This window comes from Maribellus sp. CM-23, from assembly GCF_021354595.1.
Taxonomy (GTDB): domain Bacteria; phylum Bacteroidota; class Bacteroidia; order Bacteroidales; family Prolixibacteraceae; genus Draconibacterium.
Genome location: NZ_JADWYJ010000004.1, coordinates 240,483 through 257,761, shown reverse-complemented (window position 1 = coordinate 257,761; position 17,279 = coordinate 240,483). Strand labels below are relative to the sequence as shown.

General features: G+C 44.7%; 15 protein-coding genes. 10 read left to right on the top strand and 5 right to left on the bottom strand.

Annotation, left to right across the window (positions count from 1 at the left end; translation table 11 throughout):
• Nucleotides 1-90: 90 nt before the first annotated feature.
• The 3 genes from lpdA to INQ51_RS14860 form a co-directional block, all read right to left on the bottom strand.
• Nucleotides 91-1,482, bottom strand: coding sequence for a dihydrolipoyl dehydrogenase (gene lpdA, locus INQ51_RS14870; RefSeq protein ID WP_233378760.1), 1,392 nt, complete (start codon nt 1,480-1,482; stop codon nt 91-93).
• 267 nt (nt 1,483-1,749) lie between these two features.
• Nucleotides 1,750-2,868, bottom strand: coding sequence for a methylmalonyl Co-A mutase-associated GTPase MeaB (gene meaB, locus INQ51_RS14865; RefSeq protein WP_233378759.1), 1,119 nt, complete (start codon nt 2,866-2,868; stop codon nt 1,750-1,752).
• A gap of 125 nt (nt 2,869-2,993) precedes the next feature.
• Nucleotides 2,994-4,088 carry a DUF1573 domain-containing protein gene (locus tag INQ51_RS14860; protein WP_233378758.1) on the bottom strand — a complete coding sequence of 365 codons (1,095 nt, stop codon included), beginning with the start codon at nt 4,086-4,088 and terminating at the stop codon, nt 2,994-2,996.
• Nucleotides 4,089-4,259: 171 nt separating this feature from the next.
• Between INQ51_RS14860 and INQ51_RS14855 the strand changes: the two genes are divergently transcribed.
• The 9 genes from INQ51_RS14855 to INQ51_RS14815 all read left to right on the top strand — a co-directional run bounded on the left by INQ51_RS14855 (nt 4,260) and on the right by INQ51_RS14815 (nt 13,020).
• Nucleotides 4,260-5,525 (top strand): sensor histidine kinase, encoded by a 1,266-nt coding sequence (locus INQ51_RS14855; RefSeq protein WP_233378757.1) that lies wholly within the window; start codon nt 4,260-4,262, stop codon nt 5,523-5,525.
• 1 nt (nt 5,526) lies between these two features.
• Complete coding sequence (locus tag INQ51_RS14850; protein WP_233378756.1) at nt 5,527-6,240, top strand: response regulator transcription factor; 714 nt, start codon at nt 5,527-5,529, stop codon at nt 6,238-6,240.
• Nucleotides 6,241-6,250: 10 nt separating this feature from the next.
• Nucleotides 6,251-6,619, top strand: a complete 369-nt coding sequence (locus INQ51_RS14845; protein ID WP_206610061.1) for a sulfite exporter TauE/SafE family protein — start codon at nt 6,251-6,253, stop codon at nt 6,617-6,619.
• Between the two features lie 130 nt (nt 6,620-6,749).
• Nucleotides 6,750-6,914, top strand: coding sequence for a 50S ribosomal protein L34 (gene rpmH / locus INQ51_RS14840; RefSeq protein ID WP_368077843.1), 165 nt, complete (start codon nt 6,750-6,752; stop codon nt 6,912-6,914).
• A gap of 209 nt (nt 6,915-7,123) precedes the next feature.
• Nucleotides 7,124-7,930 carry a PASTA domain-containing protein gene (locus INQ51_RS14835; RefSeq protein ID WP_233378755.1) on the top strand — a complete coding sequence of 269 codons (807 nt, stop codon included), beginning with the start codon at nt 7,124-7,126 and terminating at the stop codon, nt 7,928-7,930.
• A 5-nt stretch (nt 7,931-7,935) separates the two neighbouring features.
• Nucleotides 7,936-8,982 carry an RluA family pseudouridine synthase gene (locus tag INQ51_RS14830; protein WP_233378754.1) on the top strand — a complete coding sequence of 349 codons (1,047 nt, stop codon included), beginning with the start codon at nt 7,936-7,938 and terminating at the stop codon, nt 8,980-8,982.
• On the top strand, nt 8,975-9,967 hold the full coding sequence (locus tag INQ51_RS14825; RefSeq protein ID WP_233378753.1) for a D-alanine--D-alanine ligase: 993 nt from the start codon (nt 8,975-8,977) through the stop codon (nt 9,965-9,967). The genes INQ51_RS14830 and INQ51_RS14825 overlap by 8 nt, the downstream gene beginning before the upstream one ends.
• A gap of 125 nt (nt 9,968-10,092) precedes the next feature.
• A complete protein-coding gene (gene dnaB, locus INQ51_RS14820; RefSeq protein ID WP_233378752.1) occupies nt 10,093-11,616 on the top strand; it encodes a replicative DNA helicase in 1,524 nt (507 codons plus the stop codon).
• 138 nt (nt 11,617-11,754) lie between these two features.
• Nucleotides 11,755-13,020 (top strand): hypothetical protein, encoded by a 1,266-nt coding sequence (locus INQ51_RS14815; RefSeq protein WP_233378751.1) that lies wholly within the window; start codon nt 11,755-11,757, stop codon nt 13,018-13,020.
• On the opposite strand, the gene INQ51_RS14810 is transcribed toward INQ51_RS14815, so the two are convergent.
• On the bottom strand, nt 12,964-13,632 hold the full coding sequence (locus tag INQ51_RS14810) for a methyltransferase family protein (protein WP_233378750.1): 669 nt from the start codon (nt 13,630-13,632) through the stop codon (nt 12,964-12,966). The two genes, INQ51_RS14815 and INQ51_RS14810, sit on opposite strands and share 57 nt — an antisense overlap.
• Before the next feature lie 289 nt (nt 13,633-13,921).
• Nucleotides 13,922-14,917 carry a fibrobacter succinogenes major paralogous domain-containing protein gene (locus INQ51_RS14805; RefSeq protein WP_233378749.1) on the bottom strand — a complete coding sequence of 332 codons (996 nt, stop codon included), beginning with the start codon at nt 14,915-14,917 and terminating at the stop codon, nt 13,922-13,924.
• Nucleotides 14,918-15,746: 829 nt separating this feature from the next.
• Between INQ51_RS14805 and INQ51_RS14800 the strand changes: the two genes are divergently transcribed.
• Nucleotides 15,747-17,168 carry an amidophosphoribosyltransferase gene (locus INQ51_RS14800; RefSeq protein WP_233378748.1) on the top strand — a complete coding sequence of 474 codons (1,422 nt, stop codon included), beginning with the start codon at nt 15,747-15,749 and terminating at the stop codon, nt 17,166-17,168.
• The last annotated feature ends 111 nt before the right edge of the window (nt 17,169-17,279 follow it).

Sequence of the window (17,279 nt, the reverse complement as noted above, 5' to 3'; positions counted from 1 at the left end):
CCTTTCGAAAAAAATCGACTATTAGTCGAAAGGAGGCCAACAAAAAAGCCCGCAGAAATCTACGGGCTTCCTGTTATATTCTATGCGCTATTAAATATGTATCACTTCGTCGTAAGCAGCAGCTGCAGCTTCCATCACGGCCTCACTCATAGTCGGGTGCGGGTGAATTGTTTTGATCAACTCATGACCAGTGATTTCCAGTTTTTTGGCCACCACCATTTCGGCAATCATTTCAGTTACGTTACCGCCAATCATGTGAGCGCCTAGCAGTTCTCCGTATTTGGCATCAAAAACAAGCTTTACAAAACCGTCTTTCTGACCGGCTGCACTTGCTTTTCCACTGGCCGAATACGGGAATTTACCCACCTTAACTTCGTAACCGGCTTCTTTGGCTTTTGCCTCGGTAAGGCCAACCGATGAAATTTCGGGGCTGGTATAGGTACATCCCGGAATGTTGGAATAGTCGATCGGCTCCGGATTCATTCCGGCAATTTTCTCCACACATGTAATACCCTCGGCTGAAGCTACGTGTGCCAAAGCAGGCCCGGCCACAATGTCACCAATAGCATAAACACCGTCCACGTTTGTACGGTAGTATTCATCCACTTTTACACGTCCGTTATCCATGGCAACTCCTAACTCTTCCAGCCCGATGCCTTCTGTATTGGGTGAAATACCTACTGCAGAAAGAACCACATCGGCTTCCACCACTTCCTGTCCTTTTTTGGTTTTGATGGTTACTTTGCACTTGTCTCCTGAGGTATCAACGCTTTCAACCGAAGAACTTACCATTACAGCCATCTTCGATTTTTTGAAATTACGCTCCAGCTGTTTAGCCACTTCTTCGTCTTCGTTGGGCACCAGCGTAGGCATAAATTCAACCAACGTTACCTTGGTTCCGATGGTGTGGTAGAAATAGGCAAATTCGCTGCCGATAGCTCCCGAACCAACTACAACCATGCTTTCAGGTTGTTTTTCCAGCGAAAGCGCTTTCCGGTAACCAATGATCTTTTTGCCGTCTTGCGGAAGATTGGGCAATTCGCGTGAGCGTGCACCGGTTGCCAGAATAATGTGTTTCGCCGTGTAAGTGCTTTTCTTTCCGGCCTCGTCGGTTACCTCAACGGTATTTTTCCCGCTAAGTTTTCCCCAGCCGAAAATAGACTCTACTTTATTCTTTTTGAACAAAAATTGTATTCCTTTGCTCATGCCTTCGGCAACACCCCGGCTACGTTTTACCATGGCTTCAAAATCAGCTTTCACCTCTCCCGAAATAGCCACACCGTAATCGGCACCGTGTACTGCGTATTCAAAGGCCTGCGCACTTTTCAATAACGATTTTGTTGGGATACATCCCCAGTTCAAACAAATACCACCCAGGTTTTCTTTTTCGACAACAGCTACTTTCAATCCCAGCTGCGAAGCACGAATGGCAGCCACATATCCGCCGGGACCACTGCCAATAACTATTACATCGTAATTCATTTTAATTATTTTTTATTTCTATGGTTTTTTCTATTGAAACGTCTTTTTACTCTCCTTTGCGGGTATCCTAAAAAAGATGTTATACACTGTCTGTTTTCTGAATTTTGATTTTAAGTTATAATAACATCTCTATTCCCGAAAGGTTTTCCAAATTTAAGGCTTTTCACACATTTCAGAATCCTGTACTGTACGGGTAGCCATTCGCTCAAAATTATAAAACCAGCGTCCGTTGTAAAAACAGAAAACCGCACCGAAACAAAGCGGTGTTTATTTTAATTTCGAGTACATTTCGAGTAATTCGCCGGCCGCAACAAAAGAACTCATGGCATCGTTTCGCACATAATTTTCCAACACCTTTAATTTCTCTTTTATTTCCGGGTGATCGTAAAAATTCCTCCGCAACTGTTCTTCAATGGTTTCGTGCATCCAGTAAGTAGCCTGGGAATTTCTCAACTGATGAAAATAACCTGAATCAAGCGTCAGCTTTTTGTATTTCTCCACTTGCTCCCAAATGGCTTCTATTCCTATTTTACTGAAAGCGGAACAGGTCAGCACCTCGGGCGCCCATTCCGACTCTTTGGAGGGGAACAGGTGAATCGCATTTTTATACTGCACTTTGGCAATTTCCGCTTTTTCGAGATTGTTTCCATCGGCTTTATTGATGGCAATCAGGTCGGCCATTTCCATGATTCCACGTTTGATCCCCTGGAGTTCGTCGCCGGCACCGGCCAGCATCAGCAACAGGAAAAAGTCGGTCATGGAATGCACAGCGGTTTCACTTTGTCCTACACCCACGGTTTCAATAAAAATATGATCGAAACCGGCTGCTTCACACAAAATGATCGTTTCCCGGGTTTTTCGTGCCACGCCGCCAAGCGACCCTGCCGACGGGCTGGGACGGATGTACGCATTTTTATCGCCCGACAACTCTTCCATCCGGGTTTTATCGCCTAAAATACTTCCTTTTGATCGTTCGCTGCTGGGGTCGATTGCCAGTACCGCCAGCTTGCCTCCCCGGGAAGTAATGTAGCTCCCCATCGCTTCAATAAAGGTACTCTTCCCTACTCCGGGCACACCTGTTATCCCAACACGAATTGACTTTCCGCTGTAAGGCAGGCATTGTTTGATAATCTCCTGTGCAATTTGCTGATGTTCCCGCTTGGAACTTTCAACCAAAGTCACTGCTTTACTCAGCAGGGTAATATTTCCTTCCAGGATACCTTTTACATATTCTTCGGCTGGCAAAAGCCTTCTTTTCTTATTCAAAAAACGTTTGATTGAATCGTCGTTCACAACGTCCGGTTGTTCAATTCCGGCATTTACCGCTAATCCTTTAAAAGCCGGATCATTCTCAACATGGTGGTGTAAATCCTTCTTTTCTGTCATCTGTATTGTTTGTTATGCCCTCAAAAATACTATAAATAAACGCAGTTTCCCGTTCCGGCATAAAAAAGAAGGTGCTGAAGACAGAATCTCCAACACCCTCGAATTATTATTAACATCAATTATGCTTAACCGGCAGTGGTAATTATATTGCTTGACACACGCAAAGTTGCAGTCGGATTTTTAGGATCGTTGGTAATAACGGTAATCGACTTACTTTGACGGCCACGTTTTCCTCTTGAGTCAAAGGTAACTTCGATCGGAGCTGTTTCTCCGGGAGCAATTACTTTTTTCGATGGTGCCACGGCTGTACATCCGCAAGAAGAACGTACCCGGCGGATCAGCAACTCTGATTTTCCGTTATTGGTCAGCTGAAATGTATGCGATTTTTTATCTCCCTGTTTCATGTCGCCAAAATCGAACGAAGTTGGCTCGAAAGATGCAACGGGCGCTTTGGCCAGCTGTTCGGGTGTAAGAGCTGAAAAATCTTCTTCGATGGTAGCACTTACGCCCACCGAGTTTTTATAATCGTTGCTTCCGTTTAACGACAGATAAATACGATGCGAAGTAAATCCATATTCATCCACTTTCTTTGAATCATAGGTCACAATCAGATTTCCTTTGCTATGAGCAGGAATGGTAGATGGCTCCACTTTTGCAGTCAGGTGACCGGGAACCGTACGAAAACCTACTTCAACCGGCTTGTCGGTATCGTTAACCAACTCCAGTTCCTGGGTAGCAGTTTCACCCATTTTCAATTTGGCAAACGAAACATAGTTGGTTTTCACACGCAGTTCGCCAATGGTTCTGGGATATTCTTCGGCCAGTGTTTTTTCGCGCTGAGCAACTGTTCCCGATATTTTCAAAACAACGGTTGCATTCTCGGCATTCGAACTAACCGTCACCGTTTTGTTGAACGACCCCGGACGGTTCTTTGGGTTGTAGCTCACGTCGATGGTGCCACTCTCGCCTGGAGCAACCGGCTCGCGGGTATATTTCGGAGTTGTACATCCACACGAAGCCCGCACATTGGACAATACCAATGGCACATCTCCGCTGTTTTTAAATTTAAATGTGGTGGTTTGCACACCATCTGCTTCTTTGAAAGAGCCAAAATTATGCTCCATTTCATCGAATACAATTTTTGCTTTCCCTTGTGCCATTGCGAAATTACAAGCAACAACCAACGCGAAAACAGTCAGCAATTGTAAAATCTTTTTCATAATAAATATTTTAAATTTGTCAGTTATAAGCATTTCTGTCAAACAAAGGTAGGAAGCGTTTCGCGCAATGGCTGTTAATCAAGCCCAATATTTTGTTAATGAGTTGTTAACCGGGCAAATCCCGGGGCAAAAATTAGTAGTTTCGTTCATATGCCAATACCCAACTGATAAATGAAAGGCAAAACTCTAAAATATATTATTCTCCTGGCCACCGTTTCCATTGCCGGGGTTTTCCTGATTCAGTTTGCCTTTATCCGCTATTCTTACCAGCTATCTGAAAAACAATTTACGGAAAGCGCCAGCGTAGCGTTAAAGGAAGTTGCCTGGCAGATTATGCTGGCCACCGGAACCACTTCCAATTTCGAAAGCATTACACCTGTTGAAATGATTTCGGACAATACCTACCTGGTAAATGTGGGAGTATTTTTTGACAAGGAGCTATTGCTGAGTAACCTGGAGGAACAATTGAAAAAACACGACATATATTACGGATTTGAGTTTGCGCTTTTCAATCCGCAGGAAGAACAAATGGACGAAGGCACCCTGATAACTGCTGCCGGAGATGTTCTTTCGTCGAATTATTCTTTCCCCATTAACGAAGACTACACCTATTATTTTGCGATTCATTTTGCCGACCGCAAAGCCTATTTTAGCTCACGGCTTTCGATCTGGTATTTCATGACCGGGCTTTTGATGCTGGTGGTTTTCTTTTTTGGTTATACTTTATCCGTAATCATTCGCCAACGTCAGCTGTCCGAAGTCCAGAAAAGCTTTATCAACAACCTCACGCACGAACTAAAGACCCCCATCTCGTCGATTGCCTTGTCGGCCAAAGTTCTCACCGAAGAAAACATTACCGAAACCCCGGCACGCCTGCACCAGTACGCGCGAATTATCCAGGACCAGAATGCCCGGCTGATGAAAAACGTGGAAAAGGTACTGAACCTTGCCTCGCTCGAAAAAAGCAGGATAAAACTAAACCGCGAAGTCATTGACCTGAAATCGTTCATTGACAAAAACTGCGAACTGTTCCGTCAAAGTGACAACGGGCAAAAACTGCACGTCAAAATCAATTTTGCTGAATTAAATCCCACGATCAGTGCCGATAAATTTCATTTTGCCAATTTGCTCAGCAACATTCTCGAAAATGCCGTAAAATATTGCGAAACCACTCCGCAAATGGTCATAACTTTGACCCGGAGTAAAAGACAATGGGTATTGAGTTTTGCCGACAATGGCATTGGAATTCCCAAAGAATACCGGAAAAAAATCTTCAAGAAATTTTACCGTGTTCCTACCGGGAATGTTCACAACGTAAAAGGATTCGGGCTTGGGCTCGATTACGTTTATAAAATTGTTAAAGCCCATCACTGGAAAATTCACGTGAGTGAAAATCCAACGGGAGGAAGTATTTTTACGATCATTATTAGCGCATAAAATGAGTGAAACAGCCTTTAAAATTTTGTTAGTAGAAGACGACGAAGCATTGCGTTTCATCGTAAAAGACAACCTGGAGCAAAACAGCTTCAACGTAACGGCCGCCGAAGATGGGGAAATTGCCTTGCAGCTTTTTAAGCAGGAAAGCTTCGACCTGATCATCCTCGATGTAATGCTCCCCAAAATTGACGGGTTCCGGGTGGCAGAAAAAATCCGTGCACAAAACGACCAGGTGCCGATCATTTTTCTGACGGCCCGAAGCATGACCGAAGACAAAATAAAAGGCCTCACCATTGGCGGCGACGACTACATTCCCAAGCCTTTTAGCATGGAAGAGCTTTTACTGAAAATCAGGATATTTCTTCGACGCAGCCATTCGCAGCCTTTCCTGAAACCAGCGAACGATGGTTTTATGCAAATCGGGAAATTTAGCTTTCACCCCGAAGATCTTTCGCTGAGTATTGGTAACGAAACACGCAATCTTACGTTAAAAGAAGCCGAGCTAATACGTTATTTTGCCGAACACCCCAACAAAGTTCTAAGCCGAAATGAGATACTGGAAGAAGTTTGGGGATCGGACGACTATTTTTTAGGGCGAAGTCTTGATGTTTTTATTTCACGGCTTCGCAAATATTTTAAAGACGATCCGGCAGTAAAAATCACCAACCTGCACGGCATCGGATTTCGTTTCTCCGTGAAACAGGAAGATCAATAAACTTATTATCATGACAATTGGGCAATTAATCATCCTCATCCTAATCGGGTTATTTTCAGGAGTATTGTCCGGAGTTTTTGGGATCGGCGGCGCCATAATTGTTATTCCGGCACTGGTATTCATAATCGGAATATCACAACACGAAGCGCAGGGAACCAGTCTGGCTTTTATGCTGCCTCCCGTTGGCATTCTGGCAGCCTGGAACTATTGGAAAGCAGGCTATGTAAACTGGAAGATTGCACTGGTGCTTTCGCTTACTTTTGTGGTTGGCGCTTACCTCGGTTCGCATTTCACGCTTCACATCTCCGACAAAACCCTTCGGAAGCTGTTTGGGGTTTTAATGATCCTGGTCGCCGTTAAACTTATCTTTTCGAAATAGATAAGAAGCTGTTACTGAACTTTCAACGCATCAGTATTAATTTCGCCGAAAAATACAGCTTAGTTTTGGAGGAAATAAAAAAAAGACTATTTTTGCAGTCCGAAATTTTAGAAATAACAAGTAAAACTTTATAGAAATGAAACGCACATTTCAACCATCTAACAGGAAAAGAAAAAACAAACACGGGTTCAGAGAAAGAATGTCTACGGCTAATGGCCGGAAAGTTTTGAAAGCCCGTAGAGCCAAAGGCCGGAAAAAATTGACTGTTTCGGACGAACCGAGACACAAAAGATAATTAATATCTTCAAATATTTTGACGGGAAGGTAAAGAATATATTTCTTTACCTTTTCGTGTTTATGGGTATCTGCAATCGTTTCCTCCGGCAAAAAACTTCACGTATTAAGCTTATCGGAATTTTCATCACGCTTTCCCCGACAATTTCCTTTCAACATACTTTTTTTGACTTATTTTTGTTTCCTTAATATAGATCGACAAAAACAGGTATGAGTCTTAAAAAATTCTTGATCAGCCGGATCTTTTGGATCAATTTGCTTATTGCTGTTGTACTGGTAGCAGCGCTTACAGCCATTACTTTAAGCAGTCTGAAAAACTACACACACCACGGCATTTCTTACAATGTTCCTGATTTATCAGGGATGACTTACGACGAAGCAAAACAAGTTGCCGAGGCCACCCTGTTAAAAGTTGAACTGCTCGATTCGGTGTACGATAAAAACGTTAGCCCGGGAGCAGTAGTCGATCAGGTGCCCAAAGCCAACCAACAGGTAAAGGAAGGCCGATTAATCTACTTGACGATTAATGCCAGCGAGGCAGAGATGGTGACAATACCAAAACTCACCGACATTTCCTTTCGCCAGGCGCAGGTATTGCTCGAGAACTGCGGGTTAACCATCGACAGTATTTCTTACCAGCCGTCGGAATACACCGACCTGGTGCTGAATGCCTTTCAGAACGAAAAGGAATTGGAGGAAGGAGACCGTTTGGAAAAAGGAAGCTCGGTTGTACTGGTGGTGGGGCAAAGCCGCGGAAACATGGAAACCATTCTGCCCAACCTGAACGGGATGTTTATGGACGACGCACGTTTGGCGCTTACCAACGCCCGGCTAAATATGGGAGTGGTTATTTACGATCATTCCATCACTACAAAAGAAGACACGCTGAACGCCCGGATATGGAAACAAATGCCCGACAGCCGTTTGGTGCAAAAAGTTTACCTGGGAAGTTCGGTCGACCTTTGGCTAACCGTTGACAATGAAAAATTAACAAGCGACGAAGCCACAGAACAATAAGATATATGACGGATTACATAGAAGATAACGAAGAATTAGAAGAAGAGGAAGGTGGTCTTTACGAACATTTTCGTCTGTCGGTTGATGCAGGCCAATCGGCTGTTCGCATTGATAAGTTTTTATCGAACCGGATTGAAAACTCATCGCGAAGCCGCATCCAGGCCGCTGCCGATGCAGGCAATATCCTGGTAAACGGAGAAGCAGTAAAATCCAACTACAAGGTAAAGCCTAACGACGATATCCAAATCGTGATGGATTACCCCAGGCGTGAGTTAAAGATCATTGCTGAAGATATTCCGCTCGACATTGTTTACGAAGACGACCAGCTGATCGTGCTCAACAAACCCGCTGGTTTGGTGGTTCATCCCGGGCATGGAAATTACTCGGGAACCCTGGTAAACGCGCTGGCCTATTATTTTAAAGACCTGCCGCTGTTTAACAGCGAAGATCCGCGACCTGGGCTGGTGCACCGCATCGACAAAGATACTTCGGGTTTGCTGGTGGTGGCAAAAACCGAACACGCCAAAATCCATCTGGCCCGTCAGTTTTTCGACAAAACCAGCGAGCGCCTTTACCAGGCGATAGTGTGGGGAAATGTAAAAGACGACGAAGGAACCGTTACCGGAAACATTGGCCGCAGCCTGAACAACCGCCAGGTGTTTACGGTATTTCCGGAGGGCGATTATGGCAAACCGGCCGTTACGCATTACCGGGTGTTAAAGCGAATCGGATATGTTTCGCTGGTTGAGTGCCGTCTTGAGACCGGAAGAACGCACCAGATAAGAGTGCACATGAAGTACATCAACCATACGCTGTTCAACGACTCCAACTATGGTGGCGATCAGATATTAAGGGGAACCACCTTTTCGAAATACCGGCAGTTTGTACAAAATTGCTTCAAAATACTTCCCCGGCAGGCGCTCCATGCCAAAACACTCGGATTTATTCACCCCACCAGCGGAGAAAAAATGTCGTTCAACTCAGAATTGCCTGAAGACATGGCACAGGCAGTGGAAAAATGGGAAAATTATATAGCAAACAGAAATGAATAGCATAGTTTCAAAACCCAATGTGGCCGTTGTGGCCGGCGGAAACTCTTCGGAGTTTGTGGTTTCGGTAAAAAGCGGAGCCAATGTAATGCAAGCCGTCGATCCGGATAAATTCACTCCCTGGCTGGTTGAAATACAAAACGACCGCTGGGAAGTTTTTCAGAACAATTACAAGGTTTCTGACATCGACAAATCAGATTTCAGCTTTCAGTTTCAGGGCGAAAAAATCAAGTTTGATTTTGCCTACATTACCATCCACGGAACCCCCGGAGAAGACGGAATTTTGCAGGCTTATTTCGAGCTGATGGGCATTCCCTACTCCTCGTGCAACGTTCATTCATCGTCGCTTACTTTTAACAAGTGGTTTTGCAGCAACTACCTGCGCAGCATGGGCATCCCGATGGCCAAATCGCTAAAATACACCGTTAGCGACACCATTGATGCGGAGTTTGTGGTGGAGAAACTTGGCCTTCCTGTTTTTGTAAAACCCAATGCCGGAGGTTCGAGCTTTGGCATCACAAAGGTGAAGACAAAAGAGGAAGTGGAGGCGGCCATCCACAAAGCCTGGCAGGAAAGCGAAGAGGCCCTGGTTGAAGAATTTATCGACGGCAAGGAATTCACCTGCGGAGCGGTAAAAATCAAGAATGAGATCACCGTTTTCCCGATAACCGAGGTACTTCCCAAAAATGAGTTTTTTGACTACGAAGCCAAATACACGCCCGGTGTAACCGACGAAATAACACCGGCGCGTCTTCCGGAAGACCTGGCAAAAAAATGCCGGGAACTTACCTCCGAAATTTATCACTTGTGCGAGTGCGACGGCATTGTGCGTGTCGACTACATTTTAAAAGACGGAGTGTTTCATTTTCTGGAAGTAAATACTACGCCGGGAATGACCGGAACCAGCTTTGTCCCGCAGCAAATAGAGGCGATGGGATCAAGCTTACGGGAAATCCTCACCAAAATTATTGAGGCGAAATTAGCGTAAATACCAATTAACAATTGTGAATAACAGACGTTAAAATACGGTAACAAGATTGTCTTGCTGCCTGACCTTGTTATTCCTATTTTTGACATTCATATTCCACACATATTTTAACTTTTTAGCAAACCATGGCAGAACGAAGAAGAGGCACCCCATCTCCAACCATCGACCAGATAAACGCACAGTATGGCAAACTCCCACCCCAGGCAGTGGATGTGGAAGAAGCGGTTTTGGGAGCCCTGATGCTGGAGCGGGACGCCATTGTTACCATCGCCGATATTATTGAAGCCAAAAGCTTTTACAAAGACGAACACCGCAAAATTTTTGAGGCCATCCAGTCATTGTCGGGAAAAGAAAAACCCGTCGACCTTTTGATGGTTACCCAGGAACTAAAAGACCGCAACCAGCTCGACGAAATAGGCGGCCCCGGGTACATCACTCAACTCACCCGGCGGGTAGCTTCGGCGGCGCACATTGAATTCCATGCCAGGATCATTGCCCAAAAATACATTCAGCGCGAACTCATCCGTGTTTCCAGCGAAATACAAGGAAAAGCCTACGACGACACCATTGACGTGGACGACCTGATCGACTTCTCGGAATCCGCACTTTTCAAGGTTTCGGAAGGAAACATCAAAAAGGAAACGGTGCCGATCAAACCCATCCTGAACCAGGCCGTACTTCAAATTGAAGCGGCACGTAGCAAACCCGACGGATTAAGTGGTGTGCCCTCAGGTTTTACGGCTGTAGACCGTATTACTTCGGGCTGGGAACCTTCGGCCCTGATTATCCTCGCCGCACGTCCGGCGATGGGAAAAACCGCCTTTGTTTTATCCATGGCACGTAACATGGCGGTTGATCACCGCCAGGCAGTTGCCGTATTCTCGCTCGAGATGTCATCGCTGCAGTTGGTGAACCGTTTAATATCTGCCGAAACCGAACTGGGAGGGGAGAAAATTAAAACCGGTAAACTGGAAGATTACGAGTGGGCACAGCTGAACCAGCGTATCAAAACCCTGGATGATGCGCCTATTTTTATCGACGACACCCCTGCCCTTTCCATTTTTGAGTTCAGGGCCAAATGCCGCCGCCTGAAGATGCAGTACGACATTAACATTATTATTGTCGACTACCTTCAGCTGATGACCGCCGGAACGGATACTCGCGGCAGCCGTGAACAGGAGGTAAGTATGATTTCGCGTTCGTTAAAAGCCATTGCTAAGGAACTGAACGTGCCGATTATTGCGCTGTCGCAGTTGAGTCGTGCCGTAGAATCGCGCGAGGGAAAACGCCCGCAGCTTTCCGACCTGCGTGAATCGGGAGCGATCGAGCAGGATGCCGATATTGTTTGCTTTATCCACCGGCCGGAATATTTTGGGATCACCGAAGACGAATCAGGGAACTCGCTGCGCGGAATTGCAGAGCTCATTATTGCCAAACACCGTAACGGTGCCACCGCCGATGTGCCGCTGAAATTCCAGAAAGAAATGGCGAAATTCTCCGACCTTGATCCGCAGTTCGAATCGGGAGGCTTTAATTCGGTACAGACTTTTGGCTCGTCGATGAACGAGGACAACGAAACTTACGATGCTGGAATTGCGGGCAACCGCGGATTCGAAAGCGGATCCTCCACTTCGGATGTGCCGTTCTGATGATACAGTCAATGCCCAAAGTGTTACCGGTGTAAAATACGGGTCTGCGCATCCGCTATCTGTTTGCGCATACCTGAGGTAACACCGGCGCATTTGAACTTTATCGTTTCAAAGTTGTATATTTCGGAAAACAGAGACATGAAGCTTAAAACAATACTTTCCCTCCTTGTCCTTTTGATCGTTTTTCAGGCAAAAGCCCTGTATCTTCTTATCCCGATGGACGATACGCAGAAGGATCATTTAAAGGCTTACGGAATAGCCTACTGGACCCTGCAAAAAGATGTGGAAGTAAAGTGGCTGCTCAATTACCGGGGCGGCAGTTTCCTGTTGCAGCATTTTCCTGAAATTGAAAACGAATGCGTGATTCGCGGCGTCACTTTTGAAACCATTGCCGATGCGCAGGCCAGCGCCATCCTTTCAGAAATAGCGCGTCCCGAAGTCAACCAGGATGCCATAAGCATGACAAAAGCGCCTAAAATTGCGGTATACTCGCCACCCAACAAACAACCCTGGGACGATGCGGTAACCCTGGTGCTTACCTATGCCGAAATCGATTACGATGTAATTTACGACGAAGAAATACTGGACGGGAAACTGGCCGATTACGACTGGCTGCACCTTCACCACGAAGACTTTACCGGCCAACACGGAAAGTTCTGGCGTACCTATCAGCACATGCCCTGGTACCAGCAGGAAGTAAAAATAAACAACGAACTGGCACAAAAACTGGGTTTCCTGAAGGTTTCGGAAATGAAGTCATTCGTCACACGCGAAATTGACAAGTATGTACTGAACGGCGGTTTCCTTTTTGCCATGTGTGCCGCTACCGACACATACGATATTTCGCTGGCGGCGGAAGGCGTGGATATTTGCCAGCCCATGTTCGACGGCGACCCGATGGACCCGGATGCGGATGAAAAGCTGAATTTCCAACATACTTGTGCATTCGAAAACTTTCATTTGGAGAAAAGCCCGAACGTATACGAGTTTTCGGACATCGACGCCACCGAATCGCGGCGTAACAAAGTGGTGCGGGAAAATGATTTTTTCACGCTGTTTGAATTTTCGGCCAAGTGGGACCCCATACCCACCATGTTGTGCCAGAACCACCGCAACCTGATCAAAGGTTTTATGGGACAAACCACGGCGTACCGCAAAGAAGTGGTAAAACCCAATGTGCTGGTGATGGGTGAAAACAAACCGGCGCGCGAAGCCCGCTACATTCACGGGGAAAAAGGCAAAGGTTTCTGGACTTTTTACGGGGGCCACGACCCGGAAGATTACCAACACCTGATCGGCGATCCGCCAACCGATTTAAGCCTGCACCCCAACTCTCCGGGATACCGCTTAATCCTGAACAACATTCTTTTCCCGGCTGCCAAAAAGAAGAAAAGGAAGACGTAACGGTGAGCAAAAATTACCGGGTGTTTTGATTGGGTATTTAATTGTCAGACACAAGTTGTGCTCTTCAAAAATAAACGGAATAAACCGTTTACTCCTTTTCATATATTCGATGTATTTATCACCAAAGAAATCAATACATTCTTTCTCGTCAACCAAGGCAGTGAGATAAAGAAATACAGACGATAAAGCTGTCATAAGCGATAACCAGAGTGTGGGATTCTTTAAAAACACTCCCCACGTCAAAAACAGTAACGAGGAATAAAGCGGGTGTCGGATATATTTGAAAATCCCCGTGTCTACCAATTCGGTAGTTTGTTCAAACTGATAAAGCGATTTATCATTTCTATCTCTTTTCGGTTTTCCTGTTTTTTTCAGAAGAATCACTCCAGCAATAACCAAGTAAGCGGATATTAGCAGAAAAATCCATGAAAAGATTTGCCGAATGGAAAAAGGATCTGTAAACCAGGTTCTATAGTTCGTGGAAATAAGCCATGCTATACACAGCCAGCTGATAAATCGATAAAAGCCATGACTTTTAAGCTTGAATATTGTTCTCCATGAAACAGCTACTACCAAGAGGCTCAATACAGCAAAAATGATAATTCTGTCCATATGGTTTACTATTTATATTCGGCTCAATTTACCACCCGCTGGCGCGGATTCAGGTTTGGCCTTGCCGAAAGCCGGGATGCTTCATTGTTATGAACGTTGTTTTGCTTACTCGTCTTGCTTAACATCAACCGGAAACCCCAAAAAGAGAAAAACAGCTCATTCCCCTTCATCGTTTTAGCAGGTACTTAAAAATTATGGGGTTTATACAACGACTAACTGTTATAGATGCTGGCCATTTCTCAATAATACTTTTGATTTTAGTTTCAGATAAATAGTTTTGGATTGATTTTTAATTTTTAACACAGCGAATAGATAAGAAATTCTGACTCCCACCTTTGGACGTAAATCCATTTCGTTGTACTGTATTATTTTCACGTATTAACCAGTAAATATTCCATCCAGCACTATCTCCAAAGGAATAATCTATTGTAGATGACCATAAAACTAGTTCTATCCCTTTCCCAAAAAAAGAACCTACTCCAGACGCACCTCCTCCAGGAAGAGCACAAAATCCTGAGTAATTATTTGCAATAGTATTTGGAGATATCCAATTAGATTCGACTGCCTTTAAAAATTCAGCAGCAACATACTCACCTCCGAGGTAATCGGCTAGTGTAGACCATTCTGCATCAGTTGGAACATGCCATCCAGCAGGACAAAGCTTTTCAGAATTTACGGCTGGCCAATTGTAAAGTGCACCATATAAATCCTTATTTGCAATATTATTATCATACCAGCAATAACCAGAAGAACCGATTGTGTCCCATGATGAATCATCATTCATCAGAGGTATATCAGTTTCATCATTATACCTCGTTGTTTTAAGATTTTCAACCAACCATGTTTGAGTACCGATAGTTACTGTGTTGTATAAATTTCCATCGATATCAGTTACAGTGTTATTTGTCGTAAAGGAAATATCATTACCATAACTAGTGCCTGTCATATTGGTTGCGAATGCTCTTATATAATATTTTGTATTTGGTGTCAATCCTTCAATTCTGCAAAACATTATACTGTCAATCAAATCTCCAACTTTTATACTGTTATCTATAGTTGGGCTGGGATTTAAACTCCAACAGATGCCTTGATTAGTTAATTCAAGGTCCTCATAGTTTGAAAAGGAACTTCTTATGGTAACTGCATTTGAGCTAAGGCTAAATACTTCTGATGTAGGAATTATTGGTGCTGTAGTATTATTATCTTTCTCGCAACTACTTACAAGAATAAGCATAAGTCCCATCGAAATGATTGAAACTTTCCATATTTGTTCTAATTTTCTCATGTCTTAAATGGTTTTTGTTCTATACTATTGTTAATCTTACTAGATTTCAGCTTCTTAGAGTGTTCTATGTGTCGGATTTCTAGTTGGCTTCACCTACTACTTTATATGTCAATTTAAAGCATACAGTATTCCCTTTTACCGGATACATTGTCAAACTTCGAAATATTATATTTATAAATCATCAAACGGATTTCTTATGTTCGTTGTAAGCTGTTGCTTACAGTGGGTAAATCAGGGTGCTGGCATTGGTGCATGCAAGGCCTTCGCTTTATTGTCTTCTAAAAATAATCATAATTTCTCTTCCTTGTTGGCAGGATATCAAAGAAAATCCATATGCCAATCTCCGCGAAAAGCAGTCCTGTTAACTTTTTTGCCTCCCTGTAGCCATTTCTCTCATTCCTGTAGCCTTTTGGAACGTCCTGTAAGTTTATTTATCGCCCTGTTGTATTTTTTTCGAATCCTGTACATTTTTCACCCTTCCTGTTTAACAGGGAGGCCCCAAAATACAACAGGAAGGGTCAACACCCGACAGGGCGCCTGACCTATACACAGGGCGTCCATAAAACCAACATAATGCTACTTACAATCTACACTTAAGCTCCTTCCAACGGCATTAGCTACTGCAGCTTACCATACACTTCATACCGGGTTATTGATGTTCGACACTTTCAGCATCAGTTTATGTGCCGTTGATGCGCGCTTTTGCGCCGTACCCGTCATATTTCTATTAACAATTCACCTTCTCTTATTAACCTTTGCTTTCGGGCAACTACATTTCTAATACTTTTGCCCTCTCATCAAAACTTTTGACAACAAAAATAACTATCTCATGAGCGGATTTTTTGGCAGTGTCTTGAAAAACGACTGTGTTGCCGATGTTTTTTACGGCACCGATTATCATTCCCACCTAGGAACCAAACGGGCCGGGCTGGCCTTTCACTGTTCTGAAAAAGGATTTCAACGGGCTATTCACAGCCTCGAGGATGGCTATTTCAGAAATAAATTTGAAAATGACATTGCCGGATTCAAAGGCAATTGCGGTATTGGCGTAATCAGCGACAACGAAGCGCAACCCATACTGGTAACGTCTCACCTGGGCCGCTTTGCCGTAGCAACAGTAGGTAAAATTGTAAACATTGATGAGCTGGAAGAGCAGTTTATGCAAATGCGCCGCACTTTTTCGGAAACCAGCCAGGGCTCTGTAAACCCAACCGAATTAGTGGCCATGCTGATTGCCGAAGGAGAAGATTTTGTGGCCGGTATTGAAAATGTTTTCCGGCGAATTAAAGGATCGTGCTCCATGATGGTGCTGACCGAAAATGGCATTATTGCAGCACGCGACAAACTGGGCCGAACACCCGTTATCGTTGGAAAAAAAGAAAATGGCTACGGCTTAACCTTTGAAACCTGTGCATTTCCCAACCTGGGCTACGAAGTAGAAAAATACCTTGGTCCGGGTGAAATTGTTTCGGTCACTGCCGACGGTTGCGAACAACTACGCAAACCAAACGAGAAAATGCAGGTGTGCTCGTTCCTGTGGGTATATTACGGATATCCGCCATCGTTTTACGAAGGAATTAATGTGGACGAAAGCCGCTACCGCTGTGGTGCTGCCCTGGCAAAAGGCGACGATGCCAAGGCCGATTTTGTCGCCGGAATTCCCGATTCGGGAGTTGGGCATGCGATGGGCTACAGCAACGAAAAGCGAATCCCGCTAAAACGTCCGTACTCGAAATACACGCCCACCTGGCCGCGAAGCTTCATGCCTCAAAACCAAAATATGCGCGATTTAGTTGCCAAAATGAAACTGATTCCGAATAACTCAATTCTGAAAGGAAACAGCGGCGTATTTCTCGACGACTCGATTGTTCGCGGAACCCAGCTGAAGGACAATGTAACCGATTTGCATGCTGCCGGAATCAGCGAAGTACACATGCGCATTGCCTGTCCTCCCCTCACCTATCCGTGCGAGTTCCTGAACTTCAGCCGTTCGCGTTCCAACTTTGACCTGGCAACCCACAAGGCTGTTGCCCAGCTAGAAAACAAAACGGAAGAAGAAATGATGGGCTACGACATGTCGGAATATTCTGACAGCAACTCGCCCAAGTACCAGGCAATGGTGGAACAAATCCGCAAAAATCTGGATCTAACAACGCTGAAATTCCAGAAACTGGAAGACCTGGTGGAGGCAATCGGACTTCCGAAAGAAAAACTGTGTACGCACTGCTGGGACGGCTCGAGTCATTTTTAATGCCGGAATCACTGTTTCCCCGCTAAAAAATCCTGGGGCTAACGATTAAGAACAAAAGCTCCACCAAACCATTTCTCAGGATATTACGACGTACATTGGCTTATCGAAACA

What these genes read in the sequence shown, in the direction of transcription:
- dnaB (WP_233378752.1), top strand. Translation starts at nt 10,093, where the DNA reads ATGGCAGAACGAAGAAGAGGCACCCCATCTCCAACCATCGACCAGATA.
- INQ51_RS14810 (WP_233378750.1), bottom strand. Translation starts at nt 13,632, where the DNA reads ATGGACAGAATTATCATTTTTGCTGTATTGAGCCTCTTGGTAGTAGCT.
- INQ51_RS14825 (WP_233378753.1), top strand. Translation starts at nt 8,975, where the DNA reads ATGAATAGCATAGTTTCAAAACCCAATGTGGCCGTTGTGGCCGGCGGA.
- lpdA (WP_233378760.1), bottom strand. Translation starts at nt 1,482, where the DNA reads ATGAATTACGATGTAATAGTTATTGGCAGTGGTCCCGGCGGATATGTG.
- INQ51_RS14800 (WP_233378748.1), top strand. Translation starts at nt 15,747, where the DNA reads ATGAGCGGATTTTTTGGCAGTGTCTTGAAAAACGACTGTGTTGCCGAT.
- INQ51_RS14830 (WP_233378754.1), top strand. Translation starts at nt 7,936, where the DNA reads ATGACGGATTACATAGAAGATAACGAAGAATTAGAAGAAGAGGAAGGT.
- INQ51_RS14855 (WP_233378757.1), top strand. Translation starts at nt 4,260, where the DNA reads ATGAAAGGCAAAACTCTAAAATATATTATTCTCCTGGCCACCGTTTCC.
- INQ51_RS14835 (WP_233378755.1), top strand. Translation starts at nt 7,124, where the DNA reads ATGAGTCTTAAAAAATTCTTGATCAGCCGGATCTTTTGGATCAATTTG.
- INQ51_RS14845 (WP_206610061.1), top strand. Translation starts at nt 6,251, where the DNA reads ATGACAATTGGGCAATTAATCATCCTCATCCTAATCGGGTTATTTTCA.
- meaB (WP_233378759.1), bottom strand. Translation starts at nt 2,868, where the DNA reads ATGACAGAAAAGAAGGATTTACACCACCATGTTGAGAATGATCCGGCT.
- INQ51_RS14805 (WP_233378749.1), bottom strand. Translation starts at nt 14,917, where the DNA reads ATGAGAAAATTAGAACAAATATGGAAAGTTTCAATCATTTCGATGGGA.
- INQ51_RS14860 (WP_233378758.1), bottom strand. Translation starts at nt 4,088, where the DNA reads ATGAAAAAGATTTTACAATTGCTGACTGTTTTCGCGTTGGTTGTTGCT.
- INQ51_RS14850 (WP_233378756.1), top strand. Translation starts at nt 5,527, where the DNA reads ATGAGTGAAACAGCCTTTAAAATTTTGTTAGTAGAAGACGACGAAGCA.
- INQ51_RS14815 (WP_233378751.1), top strand. Translation starts at nt 11,755, where the DNA reads ATGAAGCTTAAAACAATACTTTCCCTCCTTGTCCTTTTGATCGTTTTT.